Source organism: Psychrobacter maritimus (genome assembly GCF_904846345.1).
In the GTDB taxonomy this organism is placed as follows: Bacteria; Pseudomonadota; Gammaproteobacteria; order Pseudomonadales; family Moraxellaceae; genus Psychrobacter; species Psychrobacter maritimus.
The window spans coordinates 18830-32370 of the sequence record NZ_CAJHAJ010000005.1; the positions used below are offsets into that span (position 1 = coordinate 18830).

A 13541-nucleotide genomic window follows, 5' to 3' on the forward strand; every position below is an offset into this window, starting at 1 on the left:
ATAGACCATGATTTTATTTTTATCCAGCGCTGCGATTAGATTATCCTTACGGTTAATGGTTTTGCCAATCCAAACCTGACAAAAGTAGCAAATCTCATATGAGCAGATAATAAATAATATAAAACCTTTAGAATACAAAGTGAAAGTCAAAGCGGATTGACGCTAGCTACTATAACCCAATGCCTAAGCGGACTGAAGTATATAGCCCGCCTCTTCAACAATGTACAACAGTGAGCAAAGCTTAAGAAAGCTAGCGCAGGATTTGGTAAGGTGGATAAAAAGGAAGTTTGAATAGGTTGGAAGTAGAATAATTGAATTGAAGCGACTTAAACCATATAAAAAATGGTGTTTACTAGCCTGCCAAATCATTCATATTAACAATCGGTAGCATTACTGCCATCACAATAATCATCACCACCACGCCCATGAGCACTAGCATCAACGGCTCAAGTAACGACAGTAAGGTGCTGATAAAATTGGTCGCTTCCGCTTCTTGCATATTAGCCGCGCGGCTGAGCATGTTTTCAAGCTCGCCTGAGTTTTCCCCACTTTTAATCATTTGCACCATCATCGGCGGAAAGTAGCTGGACTTGTCTAATTGACTCGATAAGCTCGAGCCTTCTGTCACCCTATCAGCAGCGGTAATGATGGTTTTTTGAATATGTAAATTGGTGGTGACAGCCGCGCCAATATGTAACGCTTCAATTAGCGGCACACCTGAGCGTACCAGTATCGCAAGCGTACTGGCAAAACGTGCGGCATTAAGCCCTTTTGATAAACGCGCCAATATCGGTAGTCTTAGCACAATGCTGTCTATCGCCAGTTTACCCGCTTGCGTTTGGGCAAAGCGATAAAACAAAAACGCTACCCCTGCCAATACCAGTAGCATTAGCCACCACCACTGGGTAATGATATTTGATAAGCTTAGGACAATTTGGGTAATGAGCGGTAGCGCTTGCTCAGATTGCTCAAAAACTTTGACAATCTTGGGCACCACAAAGCTCATCAGCCCCATAATCACCCCGACTGCCATCACCATCAGCACAATCGGATAGACCATCGCCCCTTGGATTTTCTTTTGTAGGGCAAAACGGTTTTCGGTGTAATCTGCCAATTGATTAAGAATTAAATCTAAATGACCTGACTTTTCCCCTGCCGCAATGGTGGCAATATAAAGCGGCGGAAAACTGGCCGCTTGTTGCAACGCCCGCGCTAAGCTTAAACCTTCTAGCACATGCGAGCGCACCGCAAGCATAAGTGATTTTATGTGAGTTTTTGGCGATTGCTTAGCAACTGCTGCTAAGGTTTCTTCGAGTGGAATACCGGCGGCCAGTAATACTGATAATTGACGGGTCAGCAATGCCAATTCATAAGCAGACGGTTTTTTATAGCGGTTTTTATTTTGGCTTTGTCGGTCATTGACAGCTGTGACTTCAACGGGCGTCCATTGTTTATCACGCAGCTGCTGGCGCACTTGCCGCGCAGAATCGCCTTCAAGTAAGCCTTTTTGGACACTGCCATGGTCGTCTAACGCTTTATAATGATAAGCGGGCATAGCAGCGAATATCCTAAGGTGGTCAGTTAAAAAGGGTGATAAATCGACGTTTTAACGTAAATGATAGAGAATTAATATCTTAGAAAAGCGGCGTAGAATCACTGCTATCGGGCATTAAACCTTGTAATAATAAAACATCTAAATGCTGTTGCTGCAGCTTTTTATCGAAATCATTGACCTCAGCTATCAGCATTCGCTCGATACGCTTGTCACTGGCAAATACGCTCAACCTTGCACAAATAACTGCGAGCTGATAAATACGTTTTTTGCAATAACCATCCAAGCCTTGTAGCAGTCGCACCATATGTGGCGTCTCTAGACTGGCGTATTCATAGTCGCTCACGACCTGCGGACCTAGCGCTGTAACCCCATAACTGATAGACAAATGGGCGCAGAAGTAACAGCTAAATAAGTAACCAACCACATGACCAATATAATAGCCACGGTCATAAGTAAAGCTGCTAACCCCAAAGTGCCCAAGAACATAACTGTTTAAACTGCCTTGATCTAGAATAGGCTTGCCATGTTTGAGCTTACCGATGGTAGCAAAGCGTAGTGGATTGTGCCCGTCTTGCGTCGTTAACTGCCAACCGGCGGGCTGCTGCGCGGGCATATGACGCACAATATCTTCGATAATATCATCAACCACATGCAGCTGCTGCCATAGCCGCTCTAGCCCATCGGTATCCATAAGACCACGTTTATCCAGCTGCTGCGCCAGTAAATATTGCTGATATTCTGCAAACTGTGTTTTTAGCGTTTGCACCAAATAAGTAGGACGGGTCGCAGCAGATGCCATATAGAGCTGGCGCGTACGCTCATACTGAGCACGATAAAGCGCCACGCGCTGAGCGGCGACATTGGTCTCTGTGTTGGCAGTACTTAGCGTTTGATGGGCAGGTAGTTGGTTAGTAGATATTTGATTAGCAGGTATTTCGTTGTCACTATTCACGCCAGCTTGTTCAAGCGGTAATTGTTTAGTTGCCAATTTTTCAGCTGCTAGATTGTCGACTGATAATTCGTCAGAGTTATGCTCAGCATTTGGCAAAGTAAATAATGCTAATAATGCCGCTTTATCAAGCGCAGCCGTCACTTGACCTTTTTGCTTATTTTTTACCGTTCGCTGATTGTTTTTTACCTTACTTTTAACGTCTTTTTGATTAACGCTTTTTTTATTAACGTCGTCTGTATGATTAGTAGGCATAGTAGCGCCTTGAGAATCATTTAAGGTTACGGTTGGTTTAGCGGTCGGTTCAGTCATAAAATACCATCAGCTGCAAAAAATCAACATTACCCAAGTCCTATTAGCTATCACCATCGCATGGCTGTCATACCATGAGATTGAGATATAACCTGCTAAAAAATCAACGCATCAACGCGCATCAGTACATCTAGTCTTGGGCAACTCATGATTCTATAGTACCTGAACCTCAGTACATTGTCAGCTGTCCATCACCAAAATACTAGGCATCAAACTCAGTGATAAAGGGTCTGTTAAGCAGTAAAAACATCCAATCAATAATGAGTATTGAATAAAAAAAGCGCTCAGGCACATAAATAGCCGGAGCGCTTTTTAAAGATGTACGACAGTTAAGATCTGACTAAGCAAGCGTTTGCTGCTGATACTGCTGGCGATAGGCTTTTGGCGAGACACCATAAACACGCTTAAAGGCTTGGCTAAAGGTCGAATCTGAGGCGTAACCGACCAATTCGCTGATACGGCTAATACTATTTTGCTGCAACCGCAAATAACGGGCGGCTAAGCGCAGGCGATAATCCATCAAATAGGTCAATGGTGGTATGCCGACCACTTCCTTGAAACGCTGCGCAAAGCTTGAGCGTGACATTCCTGCCACCTCAGCGAGCTTATGAATCGTCCAATTTTTGCTTGGCGACTCATGCATCGCTACCAGCGCTTTGGTCAAAAACGGATCTTTCATGGCGATGAGCCAATTATCAGTCGCTTCAGGTAGACTTTCAATATATACCCGCAGGCATTCAATCATCATAATACTTGCCCAATGATTGATGACCGCAGCTTTGCCCATACGCTCGTGTTCAGTCTCTAACGTCAGCAGCCGAATCTCGACATCAATGACTTCAAACCGACCATCAGCTTCTTCGCTGATTTCAGGCAATATCGCTGGCAAGACGGACAATAAAGGCCGAATCATCGCCTTATCGTACTTACATTCAATCAATATCAGCGACGAATTGGGTTCACCGTCAACCTCACCCTGAAGATCCAATGTATGTTTTTGACAATTTGCCAATGACTCATCTAACGATGCAGCATTATCACCATGATGATTTAGCGCGTAACTGACATGCTTATGGGCACTTGGAACCATAATCATGTCACCGGCATGCACTTCTCGCGGACCATTGCCGACATCGATAGCAAAACCACCCGACATCACCAAATAAAATAAAATCGTATCTTGTCTTGTGATTGAATAAGACCAATGACCAGCGCCATTTAAACGATAATATTTCGTTTCGAATAAATGCACATTTTGTAGCAACACGCTCAGTGCGTCCATCCATCACTTCCTCAGTAATATGTGCGTAATAGCCATCAGATTTAAAAAGAGACAAAGCGCTTATCACTGCAAAATCTCTTAAAGCACTCAAGGTGCAATTTTTATTTGCTATAAAGGATTCACTTTAAAACCGATACAGTGCGATTGGGGTGAATGTTGCGTGGCCGCTGTGATAGCCGCAAGCAAGGAGGATTTATACCCTTCGCATCGCCCATCACTATTAACGTATCAATTTTATTTTGAACTAACGATAAAAGTTTTATTTTTAATAAAGTCGAAGCAAAAAAACGTCTAAAAACACCTAGAAACATCAAGCAAATAATTTGATTTAGCAGCTGGATTTAAGAACGGCTATCAAACATTTATTTGACAACCCTAGCAAGTCAGCAAAAACATCTATCATAAGAAAAAAAGCGAAAAAAGGCTAGCAGGCGCTTAGATAATTAAATGCCTAGGAAGTTTATAACTTATAAGAATTAAAACAGCAGATTGACATACTCCCACCACTTTCGCCAAGCTCAAGCGGGGGATTCTAAAAGCATAAGCTCTTAGGCGACATTCTCACGAATGTCACAAGTTTTCTGGTTCAACGGGCGACCTTTACCGCATCCTCCCTCCGCAGACAAAACGGCATGTCCTGCCGATAATATATTACGAGCCGCATTAATATCAGCGTTCGCAATATAACCGCATTGGACGCACTCAAACTTAGCTTGGGTTTGTCGATTTTCTTTGGCGATATGCTTGCACTCAAAGCAGGTTTGGCTGGTATATTGCGGATTGACTTTGACAAGTAATCCGCCTGTCCAGTGCTGCTTGTACTCAAGCATATCAATCATCATGCCCCAGCCTTGATCCAAAATGGATTTATTCAATCCTGACTTGGCTTTGACGTTACGCACTTTGTTTTCTAGCGTACCGCTTGCAGATTTCGACATATTGGCTACTTTTAAGTCCTCACAAGCAATCATGGCGTGGTTTTTGCTGATCGCGGTCGTGATTTTATGCAAGTAATCATGGCGAATATTGGCGATGTGATGGTGTAATTTTTGAATCTTACGGTTCTGCTTTTTCCAGTTTTGACTGAATAAGACTTTTCTACTTAATTGGCGCTGTAATGCGGCCAGTTTAATTTGATTGGCTTTAAAGCTGTTTTTGGGTTTGATGTGCTGACCTTCTGAGGTGGTAATGAGTTTAGTGACACCTAAATCAATACCTATGGCGCTTTTAGAGGGGTGAATTGGGTTTTGATCCAGTTCTCGCTCCGTACCAAAAGACACGTACCAGTGCCCTGATTTCTTGCTAATAGTGATGTTTTTAATGGTGCCGATAATGTCTTGTGATTTTCTAAACTTCACCAAACCAATGCCATTAGGTATTTTGACGCGGTTGCCTTCAATACGGCAATACTTATCAAACTGAACAAGCCTGATTGAGTCACAGCCATCGGATTTGCGCTTAAATCTTGGCATAAGGGGACGAAGTAGAATCTCTGTGCCATCGCTTAGCTTAAAGAACTTGGGTTGACGAGGCTTCTTTTTATTTTCTTTGAGCCTGGCATGAGCTTTAGGGTCGAAAAATCTTGACCAAGCCGATGCCAAGTCACGAATCTTTTGCTGCAAGGACACCGCATTTGATTGAGATTTCAAAAAAGAAAAATCAGGATTGTTCTTTAGATCCATGATTTTATTAACCAAGTTGGTGGCATTAATAAATTCATTTTTGGCAAACATCTCAAATGAGATCGCTAGTATTTGATTCCAAACAAAGCGGGCAGAGCCGACAAGATTATTTAGAATAATCTCCTGCTCTGCATTAGGCTCAAGCCTAAACTTATACGCTTTGTTGATTTTCATTACCGCAACTAATTTTGTTTGATAGAATATAAATTCTAAAGATTATTTAGATTTCATACAGTAGCTAATTTGTATAAAAATATAATAAACACTAGGCGAAATTCACCTCCACCCTAATGTCGGGTGGAGTCCTCTTTCGCTTCTAGATAGTTTGCATGGCATCATAATTTAGAGAGCATGCATAAATATTAAACAGACAGGCACGAAAAAATGCCAGTAATGGCAAATAGAGTTATTTTAATATTTTTTGAATGTAGTGAGGAAGGTAATGCAGAATAAAATATGGGGCGACTGATGGGACTCGAACCCACGACAACCGAGATCACAACCCGGGGCTCTACCAACTGAGCTACAACCGCCATAACTGTTGCCAAAAAGGCAAGATTGACAGGCTAAATGGTGCGCCTGGCAGGATTCGAACCTGCGGCCACCTCCTTAGAAGGGAGATGCTCTATCCAACTGAGCTACAGGCGCTCTTAGAGGACTTTTATATATCTTGGTAAGTTTAGCATAGCAGAAACTAAACCATTATACATAAAAAAAAGCCTGTAAGGCTCTTTAAATAGATGGTCGGAGTGATAGGATTCGAACCTACGACCCTCTGGTCCCAAACCAGATGCGCTACCAAACTGCGCCACACTCCGAAATTTTCTATTATCACGATAGTTTTTTGTTTAACTCGTTATCGATAATACCGCTAACTTGTTAGTGTTACTTGCTATCGAGGTGCACATATTAAGGGTTAAAGCCGGTTGTGTCAACACTTATTTTTGATTATTTTCAAAGAATCGTTAAACTCTTTTAAAAACCTTAAATCTTCATGCAAATAGCGTTAACGCAACGTTGATTTTATCAACCATAATACATACTGTCGTTTTCGACAGCGCTCATTATACTACATTTACGTCTGGAAGCAAGCCACCATTTATCTTTCCCGTAATAACATTAAAAGGTATCAGCCATAATCGGGCGAGATTTGACTGCTGGTCAGGTGTTTTACGACAGTCTGCACTATCAGCTTTATCATACGCTTGTTGTCTAAGCTCGACGGGTTGCCTGATATCATCTTGCACCGGATAAACCAACCATACTTGCTCTGCACGATAAGCCTGCGCATAACTGGTCAACTGATAGGCGTCATTGGCGCTAATCGCACCGGCGTGCGCTAGATGCTTCCATTTCATATCAATCACGTGGCTATAGCTACCTAAGCTACAGTTACCTGCGCTCTCACTCTCACTGACTGCTATATCATCCTGATTTTGCTTCTGACCTAAACCGAGATAATCACCATTGTCAGCAGCTGCTTTATATATCAATAAATCGGGACGAATAGACAAACACGCCTGCCCTTCTGCATCGTTTAGCCAGACGCTTTGTGTTTGGAATAAGGGCTTATAAGCCGAATTGGTTTGCTGAAACATTGTCGCTATACGCAAGCTTGCCCATTGCTCAAACGCTTGATTCATATCAACCAATAAGCATAAGCGTGGTTGAGAGGGATTGAGAGCGGCTGATGGATTCGGATCAATTCCATTACCGGTATGGGCGTCAGATTGTTGCAAGAGCCAATAAGCCAAATCTAATAACTGCTGTACTGCTTGTAATTGCTGCCGAGATAAAGGCTGCAGCGCTAACTGGCGTTTTGCTTGCTGATATAGCAGCTCAAGCCGCTTCAGCTCATAGCGACTTAATACTGCTACTTGTTGCCACTGCTGTAATGATGGCGGTGATGCTGAAAATAGCGGTGCAAGTAAAACCAGCGCACTTTTAATCAAGCGATTACTGAGCATCTCTTGGCTTAGCACACTGCTCTCACAGACAAATTTATGCGGGTGCATACTATTGTGGCGCAGCTGTTCTTTGATAAGCAAGCGACCTTGTAGCGCTGCTTGGTTATGAATTTGTGCCTGATAATGCTTGGTCGGTCGATATTGAGATAGACGCTGTAAAAACTGCGCAATCAGCCAGTCTGATAATGGCAGTGCTTTGAGTGGTAGCGCGGCTAACTGATTGCTAAATTGACCTAAGTTTTTTGTATTGGGTAGCTTGTTTTTATCATGACTGCTACTGGTTAAGTCAGCTAGCATATCCTGTACCCATTGCCGCGTCTGGTTGATAGAGTTGAATTTGGATAACTCGTATGGTTGCTGCGGATTGTGCTTGCTAGACGTTTTTGCCATCAACTTGGGCAATATCTCAAGTGTCATACCACTTGGCAATAAAATAATACCAATATAATGGCCAACCTTTAGCTGCCATTGTCCTTGCTGGCGTTTAATACTAAAAACGGCATATTCTTGCGCCATTAACCAGTGAAAATCCGCTACGTGTACAAAATCACGCGCTGTTAAACGTTGGTGTTCAAACACCGTGATGATATGAGTATCAGTCATAGTTGTATTGACGCTATTAGTACTATTAGCGCTATTAGCACCATTAGCGCTGCTACCTATTGCTTTGCCCTCAGACTGTAACATTCTACTCATCACTAGCTAGCAACCTTATTAATATAAACGCTGATAGACAAACGGCTTTGTAAACTCAGCGCTGTTATCTAGTAAATCAGTATTAATTTTATAACTGCCCGTACTCATAGACTGACCGAGAAAGGACTGCTGTCCTGCAAACAGCTGATTCGAACTATTTGGATTAACCAAATTATTTGCATCATTATTGATGAGCGCTTGGCTATCTTGTATAAACTGCGCACTTATCGGCTGCTGCTCATCTTGGAAGATATATTGCAAAATAGTCACTTGTCCAGCCGCGACTTGCGCCAATTGCGGAATGATTTGTTCAATAAGTGCCGTTTGCAATTGCTCAATACTGTCTACTGACCATAAAAATGCATGACCTAATTGCGCCTCTGCCCCAAGCGTTTGGGTGATGCGATTATTTAAACCGGTTAGGAGTCTCGCTAAATCAATGGTTTCTGTTGAATAAAAGTTTTCTGTTGAATAAAGGGGTTCTGCTGGATTAGCTGTTTTAGAATTAAACGTTTCTGAATTAACTGCTTCTGAGTCTTGATTGAGATAAAGAATAGGCAATAATTCAGGCTGCGGCGGACAGTCAATAAAGCGAAAACGTCGACGTAATGCCATATCAAGCGGCGCTAATGAATGGTCTTGGGTGTTCATGGTGGCATAAATATCAACGTTGGCAGGAACGCTAAAGGTTCGCCCTGAATAAGCCAAATTAACCGTCATCGCGTTTGTCATGCCAGCACGTTTGTCTGGTTCAATCAAACTCAATAGCTCGCCAAAGACGCGTGAAACGTTAGCCCGATTGATCTCATCAATCAGCATCGCATAACGTTGATCAGGGTCATTAGCAGCGCGTTGGCACAATTTTAAGAATGCGCCGTCTTGAATGGCGTAACTCATTTGGGACGGGCTGTTATTCAACTGATTAGAAGCTGCCATCACTGGGCGGATACCTTCGACAAATTCCTCATAACCATAAGCCTGATGGAAGCTGACCATACTAAAACGCTGTTGGCGAAACTCTTGATTTTGGCTATTATTCTCGCGCTGCGCCTGCTGAAACTCGGCTAATTGCTGCGCTAAGTTACTTAACAAATCCATGCTTTCTGGGAGCAGATACCATGCGCCGCTATTATCTTTATCAAAATAGGCTTGGCTGGCTCGATTTTTATAACTCACCGTTTGTGAGCTAGCAGGTGTATGCATTTGCAGCACAGACCAAGCGGTATTGCTTAAGTTTTTCTCGCGCGCATTTTGCGCCGCTTTGCTAACAAAAAACTCATGACTGACAACTTCCGGCACCTTAACCAAGTCCTGTTTTTTAGACTTAAAGTCCAAAAATATTAAACAAACAACATCACGCCAGCTTAATTCTTGCAGCAATTGCCCCAATAAATCCTTGTCATTTATCCTTGGTAAATAGTCGTTATATTGCTGCGCGATTTGTAGCAAGCGATAGGTTTTACCCGTACCAGCGACGCCGGTATAAATGATATTGGTCGGTTTTTGAGGAGACATATCCGGCATAGCCTTATCCAGTATTAAAAAATCACGGCAACGATACTTCAGCATTTTAGCCACGTAAGAGTTTAGCTATTATAACGTAGCTCTTTTGCATTAAATGACCTAACATTTAATGATGCTGTTTTTCAGTCGTACCATTTTTAGCACCCTTACTGTTAGCGATGTTATTGCTAATATTTATTGCGAACATTTATTGCGAACATTTAAGGTATCGTTACGTTAGTCATATTTTATAAGCTCAGCAGTTCATGTTAATAATAGTAGCGATACGGCACTTAATGTACCATAGTTAGAAATTTACTAAGTTAGAAATGCGCCAGCGTTAAAATAGCTGCTAGGATAAAGCTGGTTACTTTTCTCATTTAGCGCTTATTTTCTAACCATCCGTTAATTAACCCAGTTGGCTAGCTTAATGAACCAGCTTGGTTAATTAATATGATTCAACCACTCCAAATTGAGGAATGTTGTATGTCAGGATTATTAAAAAAACTCCCTACCAAGCTGACCAATAAACGAGCAGCCAAAGTAGCTGACAACACAAGATTGCCAGTCGAAAAACCAAATAGCACCTTAAAACCCATCAGCAACCAATTTACCAAGCTGCTATCAGTCACTAAATATTTACCGGCGGGCGCGCGCGCCAGCATTTTGTCGAAAGCCTTTGGTAAGGTGGTGCCGTATGTGGGCACAACGGGTATCTATTATGAGACCGTCGATCCCAATCAAGTGGTGGTCAGCTTAAATAATACCAAAGCGGTGCAAAACCATATTGGCTCCGTCCATGCCGTTGCCATCACTTTACTTGCTGAAACCGCAACAGGGTTTATTTTGGGTTTAAACCTACCGTCTGACCGCGTATTATTGATTAAGTCTTATTCGGTGAATTTTTATCGTCCGATTAAAAAAGGTCAGATTGCTGCCGTGGCGTCATTATCAGACGAGCAGCGCTTGGATATTTTGAACACGCCAAAGGGTGAAATGGTAATTCCTTGCGTGATTCATGACCGTGAGTCAGATAGCGACCGTGACCCTATCGTCGTTGAGATGACGTGGGCTTGGATACCCAAATCTGAATTAGAAGCACGTCGTCAAGGTAAAGCCGCTAAAGCGCTAGAGAATAATCAAGTTGACAATAAAAAAACTGAAGATGAGCCGTCTGAAGACCAACCATCTGAAGACAAGCAACCTAAAACAGAGCAACCTGAAAGTGAAGAAAGCAGCAAGCACTCGACGCCAGAACTCGAGAGCAATTAATTTAAATTTGTTAAAGAAGCAAATAGCTACCAAAAAATGGATTTAAGAAATACCACTATAATAAGGAGACAAGCATGTCTATATATATTAATAAACTGACTACTCAATTATCTAAAGCGGTGCTGATTAGCGCCTGTTCATTAGGCTTGGGCTTTGCGGTTACTGCCAATGCCGCGCCAACGACTAATAATGCAACCGTCACCAAATCTAGCCCAGTCTTTCTCGGTGATGGTGGCAATTACCCATTTTCAGAAGCGGTACGTGTCGGCGATACGCTCTATATGTCAGGACAGATTGGTTTTAAAGACGGTAAATTGGTCAAAGGCGGCGTAAAAGCGGAAGCCAAACAAGCGCTCGATAATATCCATGAAACCTTGTTAAAGTACGGCTATCAAAAATCAGACATCGTCAAATGTATGGCGATGCTGACCGATATGGATGATTTTGATAACTTTAACAAAGTCTATAAAGCAGAGTTGGCTAAGCCATACCCTGTACGCTCAGCCTTTGGCGTTTCAGAGCTGGCAGCGGGCGCAAGCGTTGAAGTTGAATGTATCGCCGCAAAATAGCAGCGCTATTTAAAATAAGCCAAACTAACTTTTTGATTACGCGGTTATTGAGCCAATTGCACTGATTTTTGACTCAATAACCGTTTTGCTTTATACAATCGTTTTTTTATACAATAATAGCATCATCAGTCAGGGCGCTTTCTTTGGTTACCCGCAGTACCTCTTCTAACGTCGTCCGTCCCTCTATGACTTTGCGTAATCCATCAGCACGTATCGATGGTGTTTGCTTGCGGGCGTATTCTTCTAGCTCGTACTCGGCAGTATTACTATGAATCATCCGGCGCAAGGTATCGTCAATCGGCACCACTTCATATATCGCCGTCCGCCCTTTAAAGCCTGAATTATTACATTTATCACAGCCAATGGGTTTCGGCAAATTAATCATATTCTCTGTTAATTTTTCAGTAGCCGTATTTTTAGCATTCAACGCTATACCAATTTCAGTAAATAATTTGGCCTGCTCGTTATCAGCAGCTTGCCAGCCATGACAATGCGTACATAACGTCCGTACCAAGCGCTGGGCGACGACACCAATCAGCGATGACGATAACAAAAATGGCTCTACGCCCATATCCTGCAAACGTGTGACCGCACCGATGGCGGTATTGGTATGCAGTGTCGATAATACCAAATGCCCTGTCAAAGACGCTTGCACGGCAATTTCCGCGGTTTCTAAATCGCGAATCTCACCAACCATGACCACGTCTGGATCTTGCCGTAACATGGCGCGTAAACTCTTAGCAAAGGTCATATCGACTTTATTATTAACCTGCGTTTGCCCAATGCCATCGAGCTGAAACTCAATTGGATCTTCAGCGGTCAAAATATTACGGGTTTGGTCATTCAAATCAGTTAATGCCGAATATAGCGTGGTGGTTTTCCCCGAACCCGTCGGTCCAGTGACCAAGATAATGCCATGCGGACGATGGATTAAGCGCTTAAGCTCGCTATAGTCATTATCAGATAGACCGAGATAAGTCATATTGAGACGACCCGCTTGTTTATCGAGCAGGCGCATTACTACCCGCTCACCAAAGCTTGATGGCAGCGTCGATACACGCACATCGACCTCACGCCCTGCCAATCTTAAACTGATACGACCGTCTTGTGGCACACGCTTTTCGGCGATATCCAATTTGGCCATTACCTTGATACGCGAGACCAGTAACGGCGCCAATTGGCGTTTTGGCGTAATAATTTCTTTTAGCTCACCATCGACACGGAAGCGTACCACTAGCCGCTTCTCAAAGGTTTCAATATGAATATCTGAGGCATTTAAACGTATTGCTTCAGACAACAGCGCATTAATCAGACGAATAATCGGCGCATCGTCTTGTTGGTCCATCAAGTCTTCCGTTTCGGGGACGCTATCTGCCAAGCTATCAAGGTCAGGATGGTCTTCAAGTCCAGCAGCAATATGCTGCGACTCACCCGTATTACCGGCATAAGCGGCATTCATGCGTTTTTCGAAATCATCGGCGCTGATACTTTCGTAATTTGGTACACCGCGCACACCTTGCTGCTGTAAAAACCGCACCGCTTCATTAATGGCGGACAGTGGCGTGGTTTTGGTCAACACCAGTGTCGGCGGCAACTCGGGATCAATAGCAAGAATGGCCAAAATTTGATGGCGTTTTGAAAAACTGTACGGCAGCTGCAGCATAAAGACGACCTAGTGAGTGGCTAATTTAAAAAAGGACTTATAAAACAGCTTATAAAATAACTTTGAAAATAACTTTGAAAATGGCTTTGAA

The 13541-nt window shown here is 42.9% G+C and carries 9 protein-coding genes and 3 tRNA genes; 2 read left to right on the forward strand and 10 right to left on the reverse strand.

The features are described 5' to 3' along the window. Positions 1-352: 352 nt before the first annotated feature. From gspF to JMX50_RS08115, 9 genes are all read right to left on the reverse strand, one after another. On the reverse strand, positions 353-1555 hold the full coding sequence (gene gspF / locus JMX50_RS08075) for a type II secretion system inner membrane protein GspF (protein WP_201629158.1): 1203 nt from the start codon (positions 1553-1555) through the stop codon (positions 353-355). Positions 1556-1634: 79 nt separating this feature from the next. Then, positions 1635-2816, reverse strand: a complete 1182-nt coding sequence (locus tag JMX50_RS08080; protein WP_201629159.1) for a hypothetical protein — start codon at positions 2814-2816, stop codon at positions 1635-1637. 340 nt (positions 2817-3156) lie between these two features. Further along, positions 3157-4098 carry an AraC family transcriptional regulator gene (locus JMX50_RS08085; RefSeq protein WP_201629160.1) on the reverse strand — a complete coding sequence of 314 codons (942 nt, stop codon included), beginning with the start codon at positions 4096-4098 and terminating at the stop codon, positions 3157-3159. Positions 4099-4646: 548 nt separating this feature from the next. Next, on the reverse strand, positions 4647-5954 hold the full coding sequence (locus JMX50_RS08090; RefSeq protein ID WP_201629161.1) for an RNA-guided endonuclease InsQ/TnpB family protein: 1308 nt from the start codon (positions 5952-5954) through the stop codon (positions 4647-4649). A gap of 283 nt (positions 5955-6237) precedes the next feature. Then, positions 6238-6313 (reverse strand) — tRNA-His (locus JMX50_RS08095). Between the two features lie 38 nt (positions 6314-6351). Continuing rightward, positions 6352-6428 (reverse strand) — tRNA-Arg (locus JMX50_RS08100). 93 nt (positions 6429-6521) lie between these two features. Continuing rightward, positions 6522-6598 (reverse strand) — tRNA-Pro (locus JMX50_RS08105). A 246-nt stretch (positions 6599-6844) separates the two neighbouring features. Next, positions 6845-8443 (reverse strand): McrC family protein, encoded by a 1599-nt coding sequence (locus JMX50_RS08110; RefSeq protein WP_227670977.1) that lies wholly within the window; start codon positions 8441-8443, stop codon positions 6845-6847. Between the two features lie 18 nt (positions 8444-8461). Further along, positions 8462-9958 (reverse strand): McrB family protein, encoded by a 1497-nt coding sequence (locus tag JMX50_RS08115; protein WP_227670978.1) that lies wholly within the window; start codon positions 9956-9958, stop codon positions 8462-8464. A gap of 474 nt (positions 9959-10432) precedes the next feature. On the opposite strand from JMX50_RS08115, the gene JMX50_RS08120 reads away from it, so the two are divergent. Further along, positions 10433-11218 (forward strand): DUF4442 domain-containing protein, encoded by a 786-nt coding sequence (locus tag JMX50_RS08120; protein WP_227670979.1) that lies wholly within the window; start codon positions 10433-10435, stop codon positions 11216-11218. Between the two features lie 74 nt (positions 11219-11292). Further along, a complete protein-coding gene (locus JMX50_RS08125; RefSeq protein WP_201629163.1) occupies positions 11293-11787 on the forward strand; it encodes a RidA family protein in 495 nt (164 codons plus the stop codon). Between the two features lie 106 nt (positions 11788-11893). Here JMX50_RS08125 and gspE read toward each other — a convergent pair whose 3' ends face one another. Continuing rightward, positions 11894-13450 (reverse strand): type II secretion system ATPase GspE, encoded by a 1557-nt coding sequence (gene gspE, locus JMX50_RS08130; RefSeq protein WP_201629164.1) that lies wholly within the window; start codon positions 13448-13450, stop codon positions 11894-11896. Positions 13451-13541: the final 91 nt, after the last annotated feature.